Origin of the sequence: Pseudomonas sp. RSB 5.4 (assembly GCF_037126175.1) — a bacterium.
In the GTDB taxonomy this organism is placed as follows: Bacteria; Pseudomonadota; Gammaproteobacteria; order Pseudomonadales; family Pseudomonadaceae; genus Aquipseudomonas; species Aquipseudomonas fluorescens_H.
On record NZ_CP146986.1, the window covers coordinates 3,241,255 to 3,263,419 of the forward strand.

General features: G+C 60.5%; 20 protein-coding genes. 10 read left to right on the forward strand and 10 right to left on the reverse strand.

The features are described from left to right. The gene (locus V9L13_RS14560) at positions 1-3,027 is read left to right on the forward strand and encodes a multidrug efflux RND transporter permease subunit (RefSeq protein ID WP_003227674.1); all 3,027 of its coding nucleotides are present in this window, start codon (positions 1-3) and stop codon (positions 3,025-3,027) included. 231 nt (positions 3,028-3,258) lie between these two features. Here V9L13_RS14560 and V9L13_RS14565 read toward each other — a convergent pair whose 3' ends face one another. From V9L13_RS14565 to colR, 5 genes are all read right to left on the reverse strand, one after another. Then, positions 3,259-3,486: a hypothetical protein gene (locus V9L13_RS14565; protein WP_045122612.1), complete on the reverse strand. Its 228-nt coding sequence runs from the start codon at positions 3,484-3,486 to the stop codon at positions 3,259-3,261. Between the two features lie 2 nt (positions 3,487-3,488). After that, on the reverse strand, positions 3,489-4,202 hold the full coding sequence (locus tag V9L13_RS14570) for a lipopolysaccharide kinase InaA family protein (RefSeq protein ID WP_096795130.1): 714 nt from the start codon (positions 4,200-4,202) through the stop codon (positions 3,489-3,491). 4 nt (positions 4,203-4,206) lie between these two features. Beyond that, positions 4,207-4,875 (reverse strand): class I SAM-dependent methyltransferase, encoded by a 669-nt coding sequence (locus tag V9L13_RS14575; RefSeq protein WP_045122613.1) that lies wholly within the window; start codon positions 4,873-4,875, stop codon positions 4,207-4,209. A 151-nt stretch (positions 4,876-5,026) separates the two neighbouring features. After that, on the reverse strand, positions 5,027-6,301 hold the full coding sequence (locus tag V9L13_RS14580) for a HAMP domain-containing sensor histidine kinase (RefSeq protein WP_103484877.1): 1,275 nt from the start codon (positions 6,299-6,301) through the stop codon (positions 5,027-5,029). After that, positions 6,291-6,974 (reverse strand): two-component system response regulator ColR, encoded by a 684-nt coding sequence (colR, locus tag V9L13_RS14585; RefSeq protein ID WP_003227680.1) that lies wholly within the window; start codon positions 6,972-6,974, stop codon positions 6,291-6,293. The genes V9L13_RS14580 and colR overlap by 11 nt, the downstream gene beginning before the upstream one ends. 202 nt (positions 6,975-7,176) lie before the next feature. Between colR and V9L13_RS14590 the strand changes: the two genes are divergently transcribed. After that, complete coding sequence (locus V9L13_RS14590; RefSeq protein ID WP_338799880.1) at positions 7,177-9,126, forward strand: LTA synthase family protein; 1,950 nt, start codon at positions 7,177-7,179, stop codon at positions 9,124-9,126. A gap of 261 nt (positions 9,127-9,387) precedes the next feature. On the opposite strand, the gene groL is transcribed toward V9L13_RS14590, so the two are convergent. From groL to V9L13_RS14610, 4 genes are all read right to left on the reverse strand, one after another. Beyond that, a complete protein-coding gene (groL, locus tag V9L13_RS14595; protein ID WP_003227683.1) occupies positions 9,388-11,034 on the reverse strand; it encodes a chaperonin GroEL in 1,647 nt (548 codons plus the stop codon). Between the two features lie 50 nt (positions 11,035-11,084). Further along, on the reverse strand, positions 11,085-11,378 hold the full coding sequence (locus V9L13_RS14600; RefSeq protein WP_003227685.1) for a co-chaperone GroES: 294 nt from the start codon (positions 11,376-11,378) through the stop codon (positions 11,085-11,087). 256 nt (positions 11,379-11,634) lie between these two features. Beyond that, the gene (locus V9L13_RS14605) at positions 11,635-12,111 is read right to left on the reverse strand and encodes an FxsA family protein (protein ID WP_108588858.1); all 477 of its coding nucleotides are present in this window, start codon (positions 12,109-12,111) and stop codon (positions 11,635-11,637) included. Between the two features lie 65 nt (positions 12,112-12,176). Further along, a complete protein-coding gene (locus tag V9L13_RS14610; RefSeq protein ID WP_338799881.1) occupies positions 12,177-12,908 on the reverse strand; it encodes a HugZ family protein in 732 nt (243 codons plus the stop codon). 164 nt (positions 12,909-13,072) lie between these two features. Here V9L13_RS14610 and V9L13_RS14615 point away from each other — a divergent pair, with 164 nt between their 5' ends. Next, complete coding sequence (locus V9L13_RS14615) at positions 13,073-13,831, forward strand: SDR family oxidoreductase (protein WP_016773416.1); 759 nt, start codon at positions 13,073-13,075, stop codon at positions 13,829-13,831. A gap of 143 nt (positions 13,832-13,974) precedes the next feature. Here V9L13_RS14615 and apbC read toward each other — a convergent pair whose 3' ends face one another. Beyond that, on the reverse strand, positions 13,975-15,069 hold the full coding sequence (apbC, locus tag V9L13_RS14620; RefSeq protein WP_003227693.1) for an iron-sulfur cluster carrier protein ApbC: 1,095 nt from the start codon (positions 15,067-15,069) through the stop codon (positions 13,975-13,977). A 321-nt stretch (positions 15,070-15,390) separates the two neighbouring features. Between apbC and metG the strand changes: the two genes are divergently transcribed. The 7 genes from metG to nth all read left to right on the forward strand — a co-directional run bounded on the left by metG (position 15,391) and on the right by nth (position 22,140). Then, positions 15,391-17,442, forward strand: a complete 2,052-nt coding sequence (gene metG / locus V9L13_RS14625; protein WP_226499485.1) for a methionine--tRNA ligase — start codon at positions 15,391-15,393, stop codon at positions 17,440-17,442. A gap of 132 nt (positions 17,443-17,574) precedes the next feature. Beyond that, positions 17,575-18,144 (forward strand): Rnf-Nqr domain containing protein, encoded by a 570-nt coding sequence (locus tag V9L13_RS14630; protein ID WP_103484881.1) that lies wholly within the window; start codon positions 17,575-17,577, stop codon positions 18,142-18,144. Beyond that, positions 18,141-19,355: an electron transport complex subunit RsxB gene (gene rsxB / locus V9L13_RS14635; protein WP_338799882.1), complete on the forward strand. Its 1,215-nt coding sequence runs from the start codon at positions 18,141-18,143 to the stop codon at positions 19,353-19,355. Before V9L13_RS14630 ends, rsxB begins: the two co-directional genes overlap by 4 nt. Beyond that, on the forward strand, positions 19,342-20,325 hold the full coding sequence (locus V9L13_RS14640) for an RnfABCDGE type electron transport complex subunit D (RefSeq protein ID WP_338799883.1): 984 nt from the start codon (positions 19,342-19,344) through the stop codon (positions 20,323-20,325). The genes rsxB and V9L13_RS14640 overlap by 14 nt, the downstream gene beginning before the upstream one ends. Further along, the gene (locus V9L13_RS14645) at positions 20,322-20,927 is read left to right on the forward strand and encodes an RnfABCDGE type electron transport complex subunit G (protein WP_338799884.1); all 606 of its coding nucleotides are present in this window, start codon (positions 20,322-20,324) and stop codon (positions 20,925-20,927) included. The genes V9L13_RS14640 and V9L13_RS14645 overlap by 4 nt, the downstream gene beginning before the upstream one ends. Further along, positions 20,924-21,505 carry an Rnf-Nqr domain containing protein gene (locus tag V9L13_RS14650; RefSeq protein WP_338799885.1) on the forward strand — a complete coding sequence of 194 codons (582 nt, stop codon included), beginning with the start codon at positions 20,924-20,926 and terminating at the stop codon, positions 21,503-21,505. The genes V9L13_RS14645 and V9L13_RS14650 overlap by 4 nt, the downstream gene beginning before the upstream one ends. Beyond that, entirely contained in the window at positions 21,502-22,140 is a 639-nt protein-coding gene (gene nth, locus V9L13_RS14655; protein ID WP_003227707.1) for an endonuclease III, read from the forward strand. The genes V9L13_RS14650 and nth overlap by 4 nt, the downstream gene beginning before the upstream one ends. The last annotated feature ends 25 nt before the right edge of the window (positions 22,141-22,165 follow it).

Below are 22,165 nucleotides of genomic sequence, written 5' to 3' on the forward strand. Positions count from 1 at the left end.
ATGGCTTTTACCGATCCGTTCATCCGCCGCCCGGTGCTCGCTACCGTGGTCAGCCTGCTGATTGTGCTGCTGGGTTTCCAGGCCTGGAGCAAGCTGCCGCTGCGCCAATACCCGCAGATGGAAAACGCCCTGATCACGGTGACCACCGCCTACCCCGGGGCCAACGCCGAGACCATTCAGGGCTACATCACCCAACCGATGCAGCAGAGCCTCGCCAGTGCCGAGGGCATCGACTACATGACCTCGGTCAGTCGCCAGAACTTCTCGGTGATCTCGATCTACGCGCGCATCGGTTCCAACACCGACCGTTTGTTCACCGAACTGCTGGCCAAGGCCAACGAGGTGAAGAACAAGCTGCCACAGGACGCCGAAGACCCGGTGCTGAGCAAGGAATCGGCCGACGCCTCGGCGCTGATGTACATCAGCTTCTTCAGCAAGGAACTGAGTAACCCGCAGATCACCGACTACCTGTCGCGGGTGATCCAGCCCAAACTGGCGACCCTGCCGGGCATGGCCGAAGCGGAGATTCTCGGCAATCAGGTGTTTGCCATGCGCCTGTGGCTCGACCCGGTGAAACTCGCCGGTTTCGGCCTCAGCGCCAGCGACGTGACCAACGCGGTGCGCCAGTACAACTTCCTCTCCGCCGCCGGCGAAGTGAAGGGCGAGTACGTGGTCACCAGCATCAACGCCAACACCGAGCTGAAATCCGCCGAGGCCTTCGCGGCGATTCCGCTCAAGGTCAATGGCGACAGCCGCGTGCTGCTCAGCGATGTGGCGCGGGTCGAGATGGGCGCGGAAAACTATGATTCGATCAGCTCTTTCGGCGGCACGCCCTCGGTGTACATCGGCATCAAGGCCACGCCCGGGGCCAACCCGCTGGACGTGATCAAGGAGGTGCGCAAGCTGATGCCGGAGCTGGAAGCGCAGTTGCCGCCCAACCTCAAAAGCGAGATTGCCTACGACGCCACCCAGTTCATTCAGGCCTCGATCGACGAAGTGGTGAAAACCCTGTTCGAAGCGGTGCTGATCGTGATCGTGGTGGTGTTCCTGTTCCTCGGCGCATTGCGCTCGGTGGTGATCCCGGTGGTGACCATCCCGCTGTCGATGATCGGCGTGATGTTCTTCATGCAGATGATGGGCTACTCGATCAACCTCTTGACGCTGCTGGCGATGGTGCTGGCCATCGGTCTGGTGGTGGATGACGCGATTGTCGTGGTGGAGAACATCCACCGGCATATCGAGGAAGGCAAGACGCCGCTGGAGGCAGCACTGGAAGGCGCACGGGAAATCGCCATGCCGGTGGTGTCGATGACCATCACCCTGGCGGCGGTGTATGCACCGATCGGCTTCCTCACCGGACTGACCGGGGCGCTGTTCAAGGAGTTCGCCCTGACCCTGGCTGGCGCCGTGGTGATTTCCGGGGTCGTTGCCCTGACCCTGTCGCCGATGATGTGCGCCCTGCTGTTGCGCCACGAAGAAAACCCCAGTGGCCTGGCACACCGTCTCGACCGCATCTTCGACAGACTCAAGCGCCGCTACCAAAGCATGCTCCACGGCACACTGAATACGCGGCCGGTGGTGTTGGTATTCGCCGTGATCGTGCTGTGCCTGATCCCGGTATTTCTCAAGTTCACCAAGTCGGAACTGGCGCCGGACGAGGATCAGGGCATCATTTTCATGATGGCCAACGCCCCGCAGCCGACCAACCTCGATTACCTGAGCACTTACACCGACGAGTTCATCAAGATCTTCAAGGAGTTTCCGGAGTACTACTCCTCGTTCCAGATCAACGGCTACAACGGCGTACAAGCGGGCATCGGCGGCTTCCTGCTCAAGCCATGGAACGAGCGCAGCCGCACCCAGATGCAGATCCTGCCCGAGGTGCAAGGCAAACTGGCGAGTATCCCCGGCCTGCAGATTTTCGGCTTCAACCTGCCGTCCCTGCCCGGCACCGGTGAAGGCTTGCCGTTCGTATTCGTGGTCAATACCGCCAATGACTACGAGGTACTGCTGCAAGTGGCTGACCGGATCAAGAAACGCGCGATGGAGTCCGGCAAATTCGCCTTCGTCGACCTCGATCTGGCGTTCGACAAACCGGAAGTGGTGGTCGATATCGACCGCGCCAAAGCCGCGCAGATGGGCGTGTCGATGCAGGATCTGGGCGGCACCCTGGCGACGCTGCTGGGCGAGGCGGAAATCAACCGTTTCACCATCGAAGGCCGCAGTTACAAGGTGATTGCCCAGGTCGAGCGACCGTACCGTGAAAACCCCGGCTGGCTGAACAATTACTACGTGAAGAATACCCAGGGCGAGCTGCTGCCGCTGTCGACCCTGATCAAGGTCAGCGACCGGGCGCGACCGCGCCAGCTCAACCAGTTCCAGCAACTCAACGCCGCGAAAATCTCTGGATTCCCGTTGGTCAGCATGGGCGAGGCCATTGACACCGTGCTGCAGATCGCCCGGGAAGAAGCACCGGCCGGTTTTTCCTTCGACTATGGCGGTGCTTCACGCCAGTACGTGCAGGAAGGCAGCGCCCTGTGGGTAACTTTCGCCCTGGCGCTGGCGATCATTTTCCTGGTGCTGGCGGCGCAGTTCGAGAGCTTCCGTGATCCATTGGTGATTCTGGTGACGGTGCCGCTGTCGATCTGCGGTGCGCTGATTCCGCTGTTCCTTGGCTGGTCGAGCATGAACATCTACACCCAGGTCGGGCTGGTGACGCTGATCGGGTTGATCAGCAAGCACGGAATCCTGATCGTCGAGTTCGCCAACCAGTTGCGCAAGGACAAAGGCCTGACTGCGCGCGAAGCGGTCGAGGAAGCCGCGGCGATTCGTTTGCGCCCGGTATTGATGACCACGGCGGCGATGGTGTTCGGCATGGTGCCATTGATTCTGGCGACCGGTGCGGGCGCAGTGAGCCGGTTCGATATCGGGATGGTGATTGCCACAGGGATGTCGATCGGCACCCTGTTTACCCTGTTTGTGCTGCCGTGCATCTACACCTTGCTGGCAAAACCCGATCCGAAATAACAGCGACTTCCCCTTGTGGGAGCGGGCTTGCTCGCGAAGCTTCAGGTCAGTCAACAGCAATGCTGAATGTGCCGGCCCCTTCGTGAGCAAGCCCACTCCCACCCTTGATCGCGGCCAGCCACAGACTTTTCATCCATCGACGATCCCACAAGGGAATGGTCTGATCCCTGGAAGACGCGCAATAAAAAAGGCCTCGCATCGGCGAGGCCTTTCATTTGGGCTTCAATCGGTTCAACTCTGTGGCCTCATCCCTTGCGAAAGTCCGAACATGAACAACAACAGATCATGGTCAGGTTTTGTCGCCACGGAGGCTTTCGCCACCCGTGGTACTGCGCAGTGAGCATCACTCGTAGTGGCACTTATCACCTGCATGCGGGGCTGCTCCCAGGCAGCCACCGCCAATGACGCAACTGCCAAGGCCCCAACCAGAAACAAACCTCGTGCAATTTCGAGTTTCATCGCTATAAACCTTTGATAGCGCTGCCAAACGCCGTCTCATAAAAGTAGACGAGTTTTTTCCAGTCCGTATCGCTGAACGACGAATGGCGACGCAATTGCTTCATATCGTGGGAGGCGGCGCGATAAGCGGTCAGACGCTGACGGCATTTTTCCAGATCGATCAATGCCACCTCGACCTGAGCCGAATCACCCTCGCCGGTCACCCGCACGAAAACGTGTTTGATGTAGATGCAGCTGTGCTGCCAACGCCCCTTGTGCATGCGCGCAAGGTTTTCTGCCAGGTCTTTAAGCACGCGCTCGTAAACGGCTTCGCCATATTGGGCTCGGCCGCCGGCGGCTTCCCACTTTTCGAGTTCGTCAAAACCGTCCAGCGACTTGGTCACCAGCAGCGCACGCCACTTGTGTTGCGGATCGGGCTGCGCGCCGCAGAAGACGATTTGCGGGACGCGTACACCGAGGCGGCTGACGCCGGTCAGGGCATCCAGCTCTCGCAGGACTGTCGGGCGGCCGAAAGGATGCAGCCAACTGCGATAAATATGTCCGGTCTGGCGCTTGGCATATAACAACTGGCCGTCACGGCCCACGACTCGTTGCACACCACTTTCCCCGCCACGGCGCACATTGGGTTCTTCCACCCATTCACCGCGCTGGTTCCAGTAGTAGTCGAAGCGATCCTGGGGAGCGACTTCCGTTTCTGCTGCTATTTGCACCGCCATCCTGTTACCTCTTGCGTAATACGTAAACCCGCCACATGGCATAGAGCGGAATAAAATCCAGTTGTTCCTGAATGCGAAAACCTGCGGCTTCGAATTCCTTTTCCACTGTCACAGCCGGTAACACAAATCGATTCTGGTAACCTTCCTGCCCACGCCGCTGTTCGGCGCGTTTGCGTTTCCAGGACTTGAAATTGCCGTCCACCCACAACGAAATGATCACGCTGTCACGGGTGACGCGCTCGAATTCGCGCAAAATCGTCCGCCGATGTTCGGCTTCACCGATGTGATGCAACAAACGCATGCAGAAAATGCTGTCGACGGCGTTATCAGGCAAGGCAATGTCGAACGCTGACGTGTGCAAAGGTTGTACCCGTTTGACCACATCAGCCGGTTGCGCCTGCATCGCAGTCTTGATCATAGACTCGGAATTGTCCGCGCCAATGATCACTCGATTGGGTTTTTCCGCCAGCAACGGCCAGAAGCGTCCTGCACCGCACGGCAGATCAAGCACCAACCCCGGTTCGCCGGCCAGTGTCAGCGCCTTGCGGGCCAACTGCTCGTCCCGCCAGTGAGACAACCGACGACCGAGACCGTCCTGGTGCTTGCGCAAATATTTTTGAGCATGCTGGTCATCATACTTTTCGGAAAAATCGAGCTTGATCGGACTGCTCATCATCGGGACTCCTGAATGACTGATGCCCCTACCTTAGGTAGTGGCGTGTCAGCGTCAGGTCGTCCCTTTGTGAAAATTACGTCAGGTAAACAGGCAATCTATTACAGGGTTTTACACGGGGAAAGCAATAGCGCGGGGCCATCAGCGACCGTCAACGCTGTCCCAGCGTGACCTCAAAGCGGCAGCCATTGGGCTGCATGGTGCTCAGCGTCACCTCCCAGCCCTGGTTTTCACAGATCCGCTGCACCAGCGACAAGCCCAGGCCCAGGCCTTCGCCACGCTTCTCATTGCCGCGCACGAATGGCTGGAACATGGCTTCACGTTTTTCCTCGGGAATGCCGACGCCCGAGTCTTCGACGACGAAGCCGTTGTCGTTGAGCGTCAGGCGGATGAATCCGTGCTCGGTGTAGTGACAGGCATTGCGCAGCAAGTTACCCATGACGGCGCTGAGCAAAGTCGCATTGAAGCGGGTGTCCGGCGGATTGCCCGGTTCAAATATCAGCTGCAGCCCTTTCGACTCGATCGGTTCACGCCAGATCCCCAACAAGCCGTCGGCCACCTGGCTGAGATTCTGCTGCGGCGCGGAACCGGCGTCTTCGCGCTGGGCACGGGCGAGCATCAGGAAGGTCTGCACCAGCTCGCGCATTTCTTCGCTGGCGCGGGCGATGCGCTCGACCTGGGCGCGGCCGCGCTGATCCAGCCCCGGGTTTTCCAGCAGCAGTTCGCAGGAACTGGCCAGCACCATCAACGGGGTGCGCAGTTCGTGACTGACGTCGCTGGTAAACAGCCGCTCGCGCGTCAGCGCCTGACGCAGACGCCCGAGCGTGGCATCGAACGCCACGGCCAGTTCACCGACTTCGTCAGCCGCATAGTCCGGCGCCAGCGGCGGCGCCAGACCGAGCAGTTGATCGCGGTGGCGCACTTGCCGTGCCAGGCGCACGACCGGCGCCATGACCTTGCGCGCCAACACCCAGCCGAGGAACACCGCCAGCGCCAGACTGAGCACAAAGCCCACCAGCACCACAGCGAACAGCACGCGTTCACGCTCTTCGAAATCGCTCTGATCCTGCAGCAGGACATAGCGACGACCGTCGACGATCTCGACCATCGCGTGATACGACAGCTGCTCGCGGAACACTTCGTGGAAACCCGCATCGAGGTGGCGCAGATCCTTGGGCAGCTCGAAATCACCCGGTCCGCCGCTGAAGTAGAACAACTGATCCGGCTCGGGGCGATGGCTCCAGTCCGAGACGTTGTCCATCAGCAGCAGACGTTGCAGGTCGCCGCCCAGTCCTGCCGAAATCAGTTTCTCCTCCACCAGGTGCACCGTCGCCACAATGCCCATGGCGAAAGCCCCGGCCACCAGCGCACTCATCAGCGCAAAGGCGATGATGATCCGCTGGGAAAGGCTTTGCTTAAACTCCATCACGCCCCTCGGCCAAGCGGTAACCCACGCCGTGCACGGTTTGCAGCAACGGCTTGGCGAATGGCTTGTCGATCACCTGACGCAATTGGTGGACGTGGCTGCGCAGGCTGTCGCTGTCCGGGCAGTCATCGCCCCACAGCGCTTCCTCGAGAATTTCCCGACGCAGGACGTGCGGACTCTTCTGCATCAATACCGCCAGCAGTTTCAGGCCGACCGGGTTGAGCTTGAGCAGCTTGCCATCGCGGGTCACTTCCAGCGTGTCGAGGTCGTAGCTCAGGTCACCGACCTGCAGCGCACGGCGTCCGCCGCCCTGGGTGCGACGCATCACCGCTTCGATGCGTGCCGCCAGTTCCGACAGCGCAAACGGTTTGACCAGATAATCGTCGGCCCCGGACTTGAAGCCCTGCAGGCGGTCGTCCAGTTGATCGCGGGCGGTGAGCATGATCACCGGCGTGTCGCGTCGGGCATCTTCACGCAGGCGCTTGCACAGGGTGTAGCCGTCGATCCCGGGCAACATGATGTCGAGCACGATCAGATCGTAATGCTCGGTGGCCGCCAGGTGCAGGCCCGACAAGCCGTCCTGGGCGCAATCGACGGTATAGCCTTTGAGCCCCAGGTAATCGGCCAGGTTGGCCAGGATATCGCGGTTGTCTTCAACCAATAAAATTCGCATGGGCAGCTCCTCCGCACACAGTAACGGCCGTCTCGGCCCGGCAGCTTAAGGCCAACGCCGGCTCAGGGCTAGGGCTGGTCCTTATGGATATCGGTTTTTCAAGCCAAATTAATTACTTAACAAAGTTTTCACTATCGGTTCACAACCTGATTACAGTAGCGCCGTGAAACTCCCGCGCCATTGATATAAGGAAAACTAGACAATGGACCCTTTCAAGACGGCGCCCATGCGCTTTCTGCTGTTGATCACCGGCGCCTGGCTGGTCATTTTTCTCCTGACTCGAGCGGTACTGCTGCTGACTCACCTGGATGAGGCTGGCGGTTTTGCCCTTTCCGCATTCGGCATAGGCGCGCTTTATGACCTGGGGTTTCTCGCCTACGCCGCCCTGCCGATGGGCTTGTACCTTCTGCTCTGCCCGCCGGGCCTGTGGCGTCGTCGTGGACATCGCGGGTTCCTGCGCGCCCTGCTGACCATCAGCCTGTTCGCCATGCTGTTCGTGGCGGTGGCCGAATGGCTGTTCTGGGACGAGTTCGGCGTGCGTTTCAACTTCATCGCCGTCGATTACCTGGTGTACTCCGACGAAGTGCTGAACAACGTCCTCGAGTCGTACCCGATCGGCAAACTGCTGAGCCTCCTCGCGGTGCTGGCCGTGGTGATCAGCTTTGCCCTGCGCAAGCCGTTCAATGCCGCCATGAATGCCCCGTTGCCAGCGCTGCGCGGCCGTCTGCTCAGCGCATTGGGCCTGTTGATCGTCGCGGGCCTGAGCCTGCAACTGCTCAGCCAGGACGCCCCGCGTGCCCAGGGCGGCAACGCCTACCAGAACGAACTGGCCAGCAATGGCCCGTATCAGTTCTTCGCCGCGTTCCGTAACAATGAACTGGACTACACCCAGTTCTACAAGAGCCTGCCGGCGGAAAAAGTCGCCAGCCAGATCCGCGCCGAGCTGAGTGAAAGCGACGCGCGTTTCATCGGCAAGGACCCGCAGGACATCCGCCGGGTGATCGACAACCCGGGCACCCCGCGCAAGCCGAACATTGTGCTGGTGACCATCGAAAGCCTGAGCGCCAAGTACCTGGGCAGCAATGGCGACGGTCGCAACCTGACGCCCAACCTCGACGCCTTGCGCAAGCAGAGCCTGTACTTCAATAACTTCTACGCCACCGGTACCCGCACCGACCGTGGTCTGGAAGCGATCACCCTGGCCATCCCGCCGACGCCGGGCCGCTCGATCGTCAAGCGCATCGGCCGCGAAAGCGGTTTCGCCAGCCTTGGCCAGCAACTGAGCGCGGTGGGTTACGACAGCGTGTTCGTCTATGGCGGACGCGGCTACTTCGACAACATGAACGCGTTCTTCAGCGGCAACGGCTATCGCGTCGTCGACCAGAGCAGCGTTGATGAAGCCGAAATCCACTTCAAGAACGCCTGGGGCATGGCCGACGAAGATCTGTATCGCCAGACCCTGAAACTGGCGGACACCGATTACGCCAAGCAACAGCCGTTTTTGCTGCAACTGATGACCACGTCCAACCATCGTCCTTACACATACCCGGACAACCGGATCGACATCAAGTCCGGTAACGGCCGCGATGGCGCGGTGAAGTACACCGACTATGCCATCGGCCAATTCCTCGAGCAGGCGCGGCAGAAGCCGTGGTTCGACAACACCATCTTCATTTTCGTCGCCGACCACACCGCGGGCAGCGCCGGTAAAGAAGACCTGCCGATCAGCAACTATCAGATCCCGCTGTTCATCTATGCGCCGAAAATGATCGAAGCTCGCGAGAGTGCGCAACTGGCCAGCCAGATCGACCTCGCTCCGACGCTGCTGGGCCTGCTGAACCTGGATTACACCTCGACGTTCTTTGGCCGCAACCTGCTGCAGGACAACCCGCTGCCACCGCGCGTAGTGGTCGGTAACTATCAGCATCTGGGTCTGTTCGATGGCAAGGATCTGGCGATCCTCAGTCCGCGCCAGGGCCTGCGCCGGCATGATGATGCGCTGACCGAGAGCCGTGAATCGCGAGTTACCAGCGACGATCCGCTGGTCAGCCGGGCAATTGCGTATTACCAGGCGGCCAGTTATGGCTTCAAACAGCAGCTGTTGAGTTGGAAACCTGCGAAGGACGGCACTGTCCAGGTCAGCGAACAGTAACCGTCAATAGAAACGCCCCGGGGCTGATGCACCGGGGCGTTTTTTTTTTGCACGACCGGTTATCGCAGGAACACAGATCCCAATGTGGGAGCGAGCCTGCTCGCGAATGCTGTGTATGCGTCACAGCTGTAGTGAACGCTGGATGGCTTTCGCGAGCAGGCTCGCTCCCACAGGGGATGGTGTGAAGCCTGGAATCCGGGCAATAAAAAACCCCGTCTGCTCATCGCAGGCGGGGTTTTTCGTTACAGGGGTAAGGCTGGCTTACATCATGCCGCCCATGCCACCCATGCCGCCCATGTCTGGCATACCGCCGCCAGCAGGAGCCGCTTTCTCTGGAGCGTTAGCGACAGCAGCTTCGGTGGTCAGGATCAGACCGCCAATCGAAGAGGCTGCTTGCAGAGCGGAACGGGTTACCTTGGTTGGGTCCAGGATGCCCATTTCGATCATGTCGCCGTATTCGCCAGTCGCAGCGTTGTAACCGAAGTTACCTTTGCCGTTCTTCACTTCGTTGACGACTACGCTTGGCTCGTCACCGGAGTTGGCAGCGATCTGGCGCAGCGGCGCTTCAACAGCGCGACGCAGTACAGCGATACCAACGTTCTGGTCAGCGTTGTCGCCGGTCAGTTCGGTCAGGGCTTCCAGAGCACGGATCAGCGCAACGCCACCGCCAGGTACCACGCCTTCTTCAACGGCTGCACGGGTCGCGTGCAGGGCGTCTTCAACGCGGGCCTTCTTCTCTTTCATTTCAACTTCGGAACCCGCGCCAACCTTGATCACTGCAACGCCGCCGGACAGCTTGGCCAGACGCTCTTGCAGTTTTTCACGGTCGTAGTCCGAGGAAGTTTCAGCAACCTGGGCGCGGATCTGAGTGATACGGGCTTCGATGTCGCCTTGTACGCCAGCACCGTCAACGATGATGGTGTTTTCCTTGGACAGGGTCACGCGCTTGGCGTTACCCAGGTGCTCCAGGGTGGTGCTTTCCAGGCTCAGGCCGATCTCTTCGGAGATCACGGTACCGCCGGTCAGAACGGCGATGTCCTGCAGCATGGCCTTGCGACGGTCGCCGAAGCCTGGAGCCTTGACGGCTGCAACCTTGACGATGCCACGCATGTTGTTCACTACCAGAGTCGCCAGGGCTTCGCCTTCAACGTCTTCGGCAACGATCAGCAGTGGACGGCCGGCTTTGGCAACGGCTTCCAGCACTGGCAGCATTTCGCGGATGTTCGAGATCTTCTTGTCGACCAGCAGGATCAGCGGGCCGTCGAGCTCGGCAACCATGGTGTCTGGCTTGTTGACGAAGTACGGGGACAGGTAGCCACGGTCGAACTGCATGCCTTCTACAACCGACAGTTCGTTTTCCAGGCCCGAGCCTTCTTCAACGGTGATCACGCCTTCTTTACCGACTTTTTCCATGGCTTCGGCAATGATGTCGCCGATGGAGTTGTCGGAGTTGGCGGAGATGGTGCCTACCTGAGCGATAGCCTTGGTGTCAGCGCATGGCTTGGACAGGGCTTTCAGCTCTTTGACGATGGCGATGGTCGCTTTGTCGATACCGCGCTTCAGGTCCATTGGGTTCATGCCGGCAGCGACGGCTTTCAGGCCTTCGTTGACGATCGACTGAGCCAGAACGGTCGCGGTGGTAGTACCGTCACCAGCGTCATCGTTGGCACGGGAGGCAACGTCTTTGACCAGCTGCGCGCCCATGTTTTCGAAGCGATCTTCGAGTTCGATTTCTTTGGCGACGGAAACGCCGTCCTTGGTGATGGTCGGAGCGCCGAAGCTCTTCTCGAGGATCACGTTACGGCCTTTCGGGCCCAGGGTCGCTTTTACCGCGTCAGCCAGAACGTTGACGCCTTTGAGCATCTTGGAGCGGGCGGCATCGCCGAACTTAACTTCTTTAGCAGCCATGATCGATATTCCTTAAATACTTTGTAGTAACGGGAAAATGAGCGGGGAAATCAGCCTTCCAGTACAGCGAGAATCTCGTTCTCAGCCATTACCAGCAGGTCTTCGCCGTCGACTTTCACAGTGTTGCTGCCGGAGTAAGGACCGAACACAACCTTGTCGCCGACTTTAACGGCCAGCGCACGCACTTCACCGTTTTCCAGAGTCTTGCCTGGACCTGCAGCGACGATCACACCGTGGTTGGCTTTTTCAGCAGCCGAACCTGGCAGGACGATACCGCCAGCGGTTTTCTTTTCTTCTTCGCTGCGACGGATGACGACGCGGTCATGCAGAGGACGAAGCTTCATTGTCGATCTCTCCTAATTGTGGTTTTCATCGGCCGGTGTAGTCCCGGCGGGTTTAACAAATCCGGCCTGCGCCGGTTGCGATTCGTCGAGCGAACCGCGGAAGTCTGTCCGACTCAAATGCCGGAAACCTTTCGGTGACCGATACATAAGGGCGCATAAGCTTATTACAAGGGCGGGGGGCAAAAAATTTTCATCGATTTGCCCCTTGAATGCCGCGCACAAAGAAACGGCACCCGAAGGTGCCGTGTCGATGCAGTTACTTGCTGTCGCGATGTTCGAACTCGCCTTCGATCACATCACCTTCGCGGCCCAGAGGCTGGCGTGGTGCAGGACCGCCACGCGGTTGCAGATCGTCGGCGAAGGCACGCTGACGAATTGCCTGTTCTTCGGCGCGCTGGCGCATCTTGTTCGCCAGCAGGCGACGGGTGAACGGCAGCAGCATCACCAGACCGACCACGTCACTGACGAAGCCCGGCAGGATCAACAGGCCACCGGCCAGTGCCAGCATCAGGCCTTCAAGCATGGTCTGTGCGGGCAACTCACCGCGATTCAGGCTTTCACGGGCACGCAGCGCCGTGGCCAGACCGGCGACGCGCAGTACGAACACACCGAACATCGAGCCGAGAATGATCAGCAGCAGGGCCGGGAAAAACCCGATAGCCCCTGCCACTTTGACGAATACGAACAGCTCCAGCACCGGAAACAGCAGAAAGAGCAACAAAAAAGGGCGCATCAAAGATTCCTCAACGCAAGAAATGCCTTGCAGTAAGCCTTAGATGACGTCGCCCTTTCGTGAATTCAAGCGTCGGCCATCGCATTTTTTGGCCAGACCTCGGCGTGAGCCAGAGAAACCAAGGCTTCGCGCACTTGTATCGGCGTATGACAAGGCGCTTGAAACGGCAGCCAGTACAGCGCCTGACCGATGCGCAGGTGCATGCCTTCGCTGTCGATCCCGGCCAGTTGTGCCGGTTCGGTTTTCGGCAGCCCGCTGAGTTCCACGTAATGCGCGATGGCTTTGGCGTGATCGCTGTTCATGTGCTCGACCATGCTGATTTCCGCCTTGCCGGCGAACGGGTTGGCCAGGGTCAGTTGATCAACCCAGTGAATCGCGCCGAAACCGCCGATGTAGCGGTGACGCACCGGGTTGAGCACCCAGAAATCAAAGTCGTGGGCCTTGTGGTAGTTCTGCGAGTCGGGGAAATAACGGTAGTAACGCTCGGCGGCGGCATCGATGGCAGCCGGGTCTTCGAGCTTCTGCGCCTCGGCCAGATAGGTCAGGCGACCAACGGCTTGCACGTCGTCGGCATCGCGCTCACCCACCAGCAGCGAACATTTCGGGTCCTTCTGCAGGTTGTGGGTGTGCTGGGCAATGCGGCTGATCAGGATCAGCGGGCGGCCTTGCTCATCCAGGCAATACGGCACCACCGAGCCGAACGGAAAACCGGGCATCGATTTGGAGTGGGTCGACAATACGCCACGGTATTCCTTGAGAAGCAATTCTCGGGCATTCTTGGCCGCTTCAACGCTCAATTTATGACTCCTTATATAGAATCCGTCGAAAAAACGGACAGGCGCCTGGGGATAAGTCCCGGTCACGCCATCGGGCAATGCTCATGTGCAATCTGGCCATAACCGGTACGGATCGAGCGTCGCCAATAACAAAAACCACTCAGACCGGCTATTGGGGCATGCGAATGCAACTCAACGACAAAGTAATCATTATCACCGGCGGTTGCCAGGGTTTGGGCCGTTCCATGGCCGAGTATTTCGCCGGCAAAGGCGCGAAGCTGGCACTGGTAGACCTCAATCAGGAAAAACTCGACGACGCGGTGGCAGCCTGCAAGGCCAAGGGCGTCGAGGCGCGCAGCTATCTGTGCAACGTGGCCAATGAAGAACAGGTTGAGCACATGGTCGCCCAGGTCGCGGAAGATTTCGGCGCGATCCATGGCCTGATCAACAACGCCGGGATCCTGCGTGACGGCCTGCTGCTAAAGGTCAAGGACGGCGAAATGACCAAGATGAGCCTGGCCCAGTGGCAGGCGGTGATCGACGTCAACCTGACCGGCGTGTTCCTCTGCACCCGTGAAGTGGCGGCGAAAATGGTCGAGCTGAAGAACAGCGGCGCGATCATCAACATCTCGTCGATCTCACGCGCTGGTAACGTCGGCCAGACCAACTACTCTGCCGCCAAGGCTGGCGTGGCCGCCGCCACCGTGACCTGGGCCAAGGAACTGGCGCGTTACGGCATTCGCGTCGCGGGCATTGCGCCGGGCTTCATCGAAACCGAGATGACCCTGGGCATGAAGCCGGAAGCGCTGGAGAAAATGACCTCGGGGATTCCGCTCAAGCGCATGGGCAAGCCGGAAGAGATCGCCCATTCGGCGGCGTACATCTTCGAGAACGACTACTACACCGGGCGGATTCTGGAGATGGATGGCGGGTTGCGGATCTGACTGGCAATACAAAAACCAGTGTGGGAGCGGGCTTGCTCGCGAAGGCGGTGGGTCAGACAACATTTTCGTCGACTGATACACCGCCTTCGTCGGAACGCCGCCCGGAGCAAGCCCGCTCCCACAGTTGATTGTGTTTCAGGCTATCAATCGTCGCTGATGCTGATATTAGGCATCGCCGGTGTCGCCGCTTCCTGCAGCACAATGCGCGCGCCGACGTGGCGGGCCAGTTCCTGGTAGACCATGGCAATCTGGCTGTCCGGCTCGGCGATCACCGTTGGCTTGCCGCCATCGGCCTGTTCGCGGATCAGCATCGACAGCGGCAGCGAGGCCAGCAGCTCGACGCCATATTGGGTCGCCAGCTTCTCGCCACCGCCCTCACCGAACAGGTGCTCGGCATGTCCGCAGTTCGAGCAGATGTGCACCGCCATGTTTTCCACCACGCCCAGCACCGGAATGTTGACCTTGCGGAACATTTCCACGCCTTTGCGCGCGTCGAGCAACGCCAGATCCTGCGGGGTGGTGACGATCACGGCGCCGGCCACCGGGACTTTCTGCGCCAGGGTCAGCTGGATGTCACCGGTGCCTGGTGGCATGTCGATGACCAGATAATCCAGGTCGCCCCACGCGGTTTGCGTGACCAGTTGCAGCAGTGCGCCGGAGACCATCGGCCCGCGCCAGACCATCGGCGTGTTGTCGTCGGTCAGGAACGCCATCGACATGACTTCGACCCCGTGGGCCTTGAGCGGCACAAACCACTTCTGATCCTTGACTTCGGGGCGGGTGCGCTCGGGGATGCCGAACATGATCCCTTGGCTCGGGCCATAGATGTCAGCGTCGAGAATCCCCACTTTGGCGCCTTCGCGGGCCAGCGCCAGCGCGAGGTTGGCCGCGGTGGTCGACTTGCCCACACCCCCCTTGCCCGAAGCCACGGCGACCACGTTCTTGACGTTGGCCAGGCCCGGGATCTGTGCCTGAGCCTTGTGCGCGGCGATCACGCTGTTGACCTCGACCTTGGCGATCGTCACGCCATCGAGGTTTTCGATGGCCAACTGCAACAACTGCGCCCAGCCGCTCTTGAACAGACCGGCGGCGTAGCCGATTTCCAGCTGAACCTTGACGCGGTCGCCATCGATCTCGATGTGCTTCACGCAACCGGCGCTGACCGGGTCCTGATTCAGGTAAGGGTCGGTGTATTGGCTGAGGACGGCTTCCACCGCTGCGCGAGTGACGGCACTCATGGGCAACTCCGATAACAAGACTGGGAAAAGATGGCGGGTATCGTACGCTGGACGCAGATTTGTGGCGAACTGATTACTTGAACCCGTTAACCCCTGTGGCGAGGGGATTTATCCCCGATCGGCTGCGCAGCAGTCGCAAAAACATCACCCGCGGTGTGTCTGATAGGCCCTGACATCTGGTTTGGGGGCGGCTTCGCCACCCATCGGGGATGAATCCCCTCGCCACAAATGCTCTCAAAGTACCCAGCGGCACAGGGTGAAAAATATGCGCCAGCGCTTTATAGTGGCCGACCTCCGTTTCATCAAGTAGCGAAGCCCCACATGTCCGAACCACGCAAGATCCTCGTCACCAGCGCCCTGCCCTACGCCAACGGTTCGATTCACCTTGGCCACATGCTGGAATACATCCAGACCGATATGTGGGTGCGCTTCCAGAAGCATCGCGGCAATCAATGCATCTATGTCTGCGCCGACGACGCCCACGGTTCGGCGATCATGCTGCGTGCGGAAAAGGAAGGCATCACCCCGGAACAACTGATCGCCAACGTGCAGGCTGAACACAGCGCCGACTTTGCCGAGTTCCTGGTCGACTTCGACAACTTCCACTCCACTCACGCCGAAGAAAACCGTGAGCTGTCGAGCCAGATCTACCTGAAGCTGCGTGACGCCGGGCACATCGCCCAGCGCTCGATCACCCAGTATTTCGACCCGGAAAAGAAAATGTTCCTGGCCGACCGCTTCATCAAGGGCACCTGCCCGAAATGCGGCACTGAAGACCAGTACGGCGACAACTGCGAAAAATGCGGTGCCACCTACGCCCCGACCGATCTGAAGGATCCGAAGTCGGCGATCTCCGGTGCCACGCCGGTGCTCAAGGATTCCCAGCACTTCTTCTTCAAGCTCCCGGACTTCCAGCAGATGCTGCAGACCTGGACTCGCAGCGGCACCCTGCAGGACGCCGTGGCCAACAAGATCGCCGAGTGGCTGGACGCCGGCCTGCAGCAGTGGGACATCTCCCGCGATGCGCCGTACTTCGGTTTCGAGATCCCGGACGAGCCGGGCAAGTATTTCTACGTGTGGCTGGATGCGCCGATCGGCTACATGGCCAGTTTCAAGAACCTCTGCAACCGCACGCCGGAGCTGGACTTCGACGCGTTCTGGGGCAAGGACTCCACCGCCGAGCTGTACCACTTCATCGGCAAGGACATCGTCAACTTCCACGCGCTGTTCTGGCCCGCCATGCTCGAAGGCGCCGGTTTCCGCAAGCCGACCGGGATCAACGTGCACGGCTACCTGACCGTCAACGGCCAGAAGATGTCCAAGTCCCGCGGCACTTTCATCAAGGCCCGTACCTACCTGGATCACCTGTCGCCGGAATACCTGCGCTACTACTACGCGGCCAAACTGGGCCGTGGCGTCGATGACCTCGACCTGAACCTCGAAGACTTCGTGCAGAAGGTCAACTCCGACCTGGTCGGCAAAGTGGTCAACATCGCCAGCCGCTGCGCCGGTTTCATCCAGAAGGGCAACGGCGGCCTGCTGGTCGACAACAACGCTGCGCCAGAACTGACCGAAGCGTTCCTCGCCGCGGCGCCAAGCATTGCCGACGCCTATGAAGCCCGCGATTTCGCCCGCGCCATGCGTGAAACCATGGCCCTGGCCGACCGCGCCAACGCCTGGATCGCCGACAAGGCGCCTTGGTCGTTGAACAAGCAGGAAGGCAAGCAGGATGAAGTCCAGGCGATCTGCGCCACCGGCATCAACCTGTTCCGCCAACTGGTGATCTTCCTCAAGCCAGTGCTGCCGTTGCTGGCCGCCGACGCCGAGGCCTTCCTCAACGTCGCCCCGCTGACCTGGAACGACCACACCACGCTGCTGGCCAACCACCAGTTGAACGAATTCAAACCGTTGATGACCCGCATCGACCCGGTAAAAGTGCAAGCCATGACCGACGCCTCGAAAGAAGACCTGACCGCCAGCCAGACCGATACCGGTGCCGCCACGCCTGCGGGCAATGGCGAACTGGCCAAGGATCCGCTGTCGCCGGAAATCGACTTCGACACCTTCGCCGCCGTCGACTTGCGCGTCGCGCTGATCGTCAAGGCCGAACACGTGGAGGGTGCGGACAAGCTGCTGCGCCTGACTCTGGACATCGGTGACGAGCAGCGCAACGTGTTCTCCGGGATCAAGAGCGCTTACCCGGATCCGTCGAAACTCGACGGTCGCCTGACCATGATGATCGCCAACCTCAAGCCACGGAAAATGAAGTTCGGCATCTCCGAAGGCATGGTGATGGCAGCCGGCCCTGGCGGTGAAGAAATCTACCTGCTGAGCCCGGACAGCGGCGCCAAGCCGGGTCAACGCATCAAGTAAGACCCAGCGGTAAAACGATCCCACAGGCATGTTCTGCAGGCCTGTGGGATTTTTCATATCTGGCCCACCCTTCGCGGGTGCCGGATAATGCCTAACCTTGAGTGACATCCGCCCGTTTCTGCCGGCAGAACCATGACCGAACTTGCGCTTACGCTGATCAGTGCCGCCCTGCTCAACAACTTCGTGTTGCACTGGCCGCTGGGCGTCGATCCGCTGCTGGCCGGCAGTCGGCGCCAAATGCATGCGCTGGGGTTGGCGACGGCGTGCCTGATGCTGAGCGTTGGCATCATCGGTTACCTGATCTGGCACTGGCTGCTGGTGCCGCTGCAACTGCAGGCACTGCAGCTGTTTGTGTTCTTGCCGCTCAGCGTGCTGCTGATCGCACCGCTGCTGAAGCTGCTGGATCGCGGGCTGCCTGACTGGCCGTTCGATGGGCTATGGCCGCTGTTGCTGGGCAATGCCGGCGTGCTCGGGCTGGCATTGATCAATGCGCAAAATGATCGCGGCCTGCTGCAGGCAACGGCGCTGAGCATTGGCGCCGGGCTGGGTTTCTGGCTGGTGCTGAGCCTGTTCAGCGACTTGCGCGAACGCACCGCGGACAACGACATTCCTCTGCCCTTTCGCGGCTTGCCGATCGACCTGATCGGCGCCGGACTGATTGCAGTGATTTTTCTCGGATTCAGTGGACTGATCAAAACATGAGTCTGATTCAACTCATCGATGCCCTCCTGCCGCAGACCCAGTGCGGCAAATGCGGCCACCCCGGGTGCAAACCCTATGCGCAAGGCATCGTCGATGGCGAACCGATCAACAAGTGCCCGCCGGGGGGCGACGAAACCATTGCCGCCCTGGCTGAACTGTTGAAGGTGCCGGTGCTGGAACTGGACATCAGCCGTGGCACGGCACCGCCGCAAGTGGCGTACATCCGCGAGGCCGAGTGCATCGGCTGCACCAAGTGCATCCAGGCCTGTCCGATCGACGCCATCGTCGGCGCGGCGAAACTGATGCACACCGTGCTGATCGACGAATGCACCGGTTGCGACCTGTGCGTGGCGCCGTGCCCGGTGGATTGCATCGAGATGCATCCGCTGCCGCTCGGCACCTTGCCGGTGGTCGGTGGCCTGGCGTCCAGCCTTGAAGAACAGCGCGCGCGCACGGCCAAACGCGATCATGCACGCCAGCGTTTTGAACGCCGCAACGCCCGCCTGCAGCGCGAAGAACAGCAGAAACAGGCTGAGCGCGAAGCCCGGGCACGGCGCGCAGCGCAACCGGCGGTGGCCACCCTCGATCCGGTGCAAGCCGCTCTGGAACGGGTGCGCGCGCAGAAAGCCGCGACCGCCGACGCGGCGCTGAAAAAAGCCAAGATCGACGTCGCCATGAGCCGCGCGCAATTGCACAAATCGCTGAAAGCCTTCGGCCATCCACCGACCTTCGAACAGCAATCGCAACTGATCGTGTTGCAACAGCAGTTCGAAGCCGCCGAACAGGCGCTGGCGAAACTCGAAAGCAGCACCACCACTGCTCCAGCCGCTGCGGCCCCGGCTCCGGCGAAGGACGCGGATCTGAAGCGGGCGAAAATCCAGTTGGCCATGCGTCGCGCTGAATTGAAAAAGGCGCAGACCGCCGAAGCGCCAGCGGAGCAGATCGCCACGCTGGAACAGGCACTGCATGACGCCGAGCAGGCCCTTCACGCTGCCGAAGCGGCAAGTGAACAGCCTGCGCCTGATCTGGTGCGCGTAGAAAAGCGCCCGATCGACAGCCAGCTTCGCCAGTTGAAAACCGAACTGGCCTACGCCCGCGCCGACCTGAACAAACTCGAACGCCGCGCCGACACGCCGAGCGAAGCCCTCGACAAGGCCCGCGCCCGACTGCAGGCGGCCGAGCGTCAGGTGCAAGATCATGTCGCCCCGTGAGGCACCGGATGATCGCCTGCAACAGGCGATGAAGCGGGTGCTGCTGGCCACGCTGCCGGGGCTGCTGGCACTGTTCTGGTTCTACGGCTGGGGGGTTTTGATCAATCTGATCCTGGCGGCGAGCACCGCGCTGCTGATCGAGGCTGGCGTCGCCCGGCTGCGCCGACAGCCACTGCAACCAACGCTCAGCGATGGCAGCGCACTGGTCAGCGCGACATTGCTGGCCGCCGCCCTGCCACCCTATTGCCCGTGGTGGCTGACCGTTACGGCGATAGCTTCGGGCCTGCTGTTCGGCAAGCATTTATACGGTGGCATCGGCAAGAATCCGTTCAACCCGGCCATGCTCGGGTTTGCCCTGGCAATGCTGCTGTTCCCGCAACCGATGACCCACTGGCCGGCGCATGGCATGAATCTGCAGGCCGCTTTTGCGCAAGTCTTGAATCTGGGCCAGGCGCCGGACGCCTGGGTGCAGGCCACCGCGCTGGACAGTCTGCGCATCAACAAAAGCCTGACCCTGGATGAGTTGTTCGCGGCCAACCCGGCGTTCGGCCGCTTCGGTGGACGCGGTGCGGAGTGGATCAATCTGGCGTTTCTCGCTGGCGGGCTGTGGCTGTTGCAGCGCCGGGTGATTGCCTGGCAAGCGCCGGTCGGCATGCTGGCCAGCCTGTTTGTCGTCAGCCTGCTTTGCTGGAACGGCTCGGGTTCCGATTCCCACGGCTCACCGCTGTTTCATCTGCTGAGCGGCGCGACCATGCTCGGTGCGTTTTTCATCATTACCGAACCGGTGTCCGGCGCCAAAAGTCCGCTGGCCCGGCTGCTGTTCGGGGTGGGTGTCGGCTTGCTGACCTACCTGATCCGCACCTGGGGCGGCTACCCGGACGGTGTCGCGTTTGCCGTGTTGCTGATGAATCTCGGTGTACCGGCCCTGGAGCGTTTTGCCGCTGCCCGCCAGACGCAGGTGCAATCATGAACCGCGCGGCTACTGTCGTGACCCTTGTGCTGCTGGCCGGCGCCGGTCTCGGTTTGACCTATGTCGTGCAGCGCGTCAGTGCGCCGCAGATTGCCAGCGAGCAACGCCTGCTCGACAGCCGCAAATTGCTGGATGTGCTCGCGGCCGATGCCTACGACAATCAGCCGCTGGAGCAGCCGCTGGCGCTGACTGATACAACGTTGAGCCACAGCACGCTGCTGGCAGGTTACCGCGCAAGCAAATCCGGTCAGCCAGTGGCAGTGTTGTTGCGCACCCAGACCGAGGGCTACGCCGGGGTTATCGAACTGCTGATCGCCATCGATGCCAACGGCAGACTGCTGGGAGTAAAAACCCTGCGGCAAAACGAAACACCGGCGCTCGGCGGACTCATCGGCGACTGGCCGAACCAGTGGCTGGCGACGTTTACCGGCAAGTCGCGCAACGCACCTGACGACGCTGGCTGGGCACTGAAAAAGGATCAGGGACAGTTCGATCAACTGGCGGGCGCCACCATCACATCCCGCGCCACTCTCAATGCCATCCATGACGCTCTGCGCTACTTTGACGAGCACCGGGCAATCTTGCTGGGGACCGGATCATGAACCGGCCGACGAATCTGACGAACACTTTGACGCTGATGCTGCTGCTTGGCACCAGCGCGACACTGGCTGGCGCGCTGGGCATGCTGTTGATGTCGAGTGCCGTTGTGGGGATTTACAGCGTGTGCATCGCCCCACTGCGCTTGCGGTTATCTGGCAACAGCCTGTTGCTGGCCAGTCTGCTGCTGGCCGCCACTCTGACCAGTTGTGCCAATATCCTCGCGCAGCGCTGGGCGCTGCAGTGGCAACAGTCACTCGGGATCTATGGCGGGTTGATCGCCTTGCAATGCGTGGTGCTGGAATACAATGGGTTCTTTCGTCAGGCGCTTGCCCAGCGCCTGACGTTTTTTGGCCTGTCGAGCGCGCTGCTACTGGCGCTGGCCGTACTGCGTGAACTGTTCGGTCAGGGGCACATCGGTCGTGTTCTGTCCGAGCACTGGCAAGGACTGGTTCTGTTCAGCGACGGGCTGCACCTGCTGACCCTGGTTCCCGGCGCCTTCATCCTGCTCGGACTCCTGCTCGCTGCCCGCCAGGCCTGGACCCGCTCGAACGCTCTCTCCAAGGAAACACATCATCCATGAATGCCGCAAAACGTCTGGAAATCTTCCGCAGACTTCATGAAGACAACCCCGAGCCGAAGACCGAGCTGGCCTATTCCTCGCCGTTCGAGTTGTTGATCGCGGTAATCCTCTCGGCGCAATCTACCGACGTTGGCGTCAACAAGGCCACGGCCAAACTGTTTCCGGTGGCCAATACCCCTGCGGCGATCCACGCGCTGGGCGTCGAAGGGCTGTCCGAATACATCAAGACCATCGGCCTCTATAACAGCAAAGCGAAAAACGTGATCGAGACCTGCCGCATGCTGGTCGAACTGCACAATGGCGAAGTCCCGCAGACGCGCGAAGAACTGGAAGCGCTGCCCGGTGTCGGCCGCAAAACGGCCAACGTAGTGCTCAATACCGCTTTTCGTCAGTTGACCATGGCGGTCGACACGCACATTTTTCGCGTGAGCAACCGCACCGGCATTGCCCCGGGCAAAAATGTGGTCGAGGTGGAAAAGAAGTTGATGAAGTTTGTGCCGAAAGATTACCTGCTCGACTCTCACCACTGGCTGATTCTGCATGGTCGCTATGTGTGTCTGGCGCGCAAGCCACGCTGTGGCAGCTGCCGGATCGAAGATTTGTGCGAGTACAAACACAAAACCTCGGACGATTGACTGACTATTGGAATAATTGATTCGT

Excerpts from the sequence above, each read along its gene's own strand:
- V9L13_RS14560 (WP_003227674.1), top strand. The coding sequence starts at position 1 with ATGGCTTTTACCGATCCGTTCATCCGCCGCCCGGTGCTCGCTACCGTG.
- V9L13_RS14565 (WP_045122612.1), bottom strand. The coding sequence starts at position 3,486 with ATGAAACTCGAAATTGCACGAGGTTTGTTTCTGGTTGGGGCCTTGGCA.
- V9L13_RS14570 (WP_096795130.1), bottom strand. The coding sequence starts at position 4,202 with ATGGCGGTGCAAATAGCAGCAGAAACGGAAGTCGCTCCCCAGGATCGC.
- V9L13_RS14575 (WP_045122613.1), bottom strand. The coding sequence starts at position 4,875 with ATGAGCAGTCCGATCAAGCTCGATTTTTCCGAAAAGTATGATGACCAG.
- V9L13_RS14580 (WP_103484877.1), bottom strand. The coding sequence starts at position 6,301 with ATGGAGTTTAAGCAAAGCCTTTCCCAGCGGATCATCATCGCCTTTGCG.
- colR (WP_003227680.1), bottom strand. The coding sequence starts at position 6,974 with ATGCGAATTTTATTGGTTGAAGACAACCGCGATATCCTGGCCAACCTG.
- V9L13_RS14590 (WP_338799880.1), top strand. The coding sequence starts at position 7,177 with ATGGACCCTTTCAAGACGGCGCCCATGCGCTTTCTGCTGTTGATCACC.
- groL (WP_003227683.1), bottom strand. The coding sequence starts at position 11,034 with ATGGCTGCTAAAGAAGTTAAGTTCGGCGATGCCGCCCGCTCCAAGATG.
- V9L13_RS14600 (WP_003227685.1), bottom strand. The coding sequence starts at position 11,378 with ATGAAGCTTCGTCCTCTGCATGACCGCGTCGTCATCCGTCGCAGCGAA.
- V9L13_RS14605 (WP_108588858.1), bottom strand. The coding sequence starts at position 12,111 with ATGCGCCCTTTTTTGTTGCTCTTTCTGCTGTTTCCGGTGCTGGAGCTG.
- V9L13_RS14615 (WP_016773416.1), top strand. The coding sequence starts at position 13,073 with ATGCAACTCAACGACAAAGTAATCATTATCACCGGCGGTTGCCAGGGT.
- apbC (WP_003227693.1), bottom strand. The coding sequence starts at position 15,069 with ATGAGTGCCGTCACTCGCGCAGCGGTGGAAGCCGTCCTCAGCCAATAC.
- metG (WP_226499485.1), top strand. The coding sequence starts at position 15,391 with ATGTCCGAACCACGCAAGATCCTCGTCACCAGCGCCCTGCCCTACGCC.
- V9L13_RS14630 (WP_103484881.1), top strand. The coding sequence starts at position 17,575 with ATGACCGAACTTGCGCTTACGCTGATCAGTGCCGCCCTGCTCAACAAC.
- rsxB (WP_338799882.1), top strand. The coding sequence starts at position 18,141 with ATGAGTCTGATTCAACTCATCGATGCCCTCCTGCCGCAGACCCAGTGC.
- V9L13_RS14640 (WP_338799883.1), top strand. The coding sequence starts at position 19,342 with ATGTCGCCCCGTGAGGCACCGGATGATCGCCTGCAACAGGCGATGAAG.
- V9L13_RS14645 (WP_338799884.1), top strand. The coding sequence starts at position 20,322 with ATGAACCGCGCGGCTACTGTCGTGACCCTTGTGCTGCTGGCCGGCGCC.
- V9L13_RS14650 (WP_338799885.1), top strand. The coding sequence starts at position 20,924 with ATGAACCGGCCGACGAATCTGACGAACACTTTGACGCTGATGCTGCTG.
- nth (WP_003227707.1), top strand. The coding sequence starts at position 21,502 with ATGAATGCCGCAAAACGTCTGGAAATCTTCCGCAGACTTCATGAAGAC.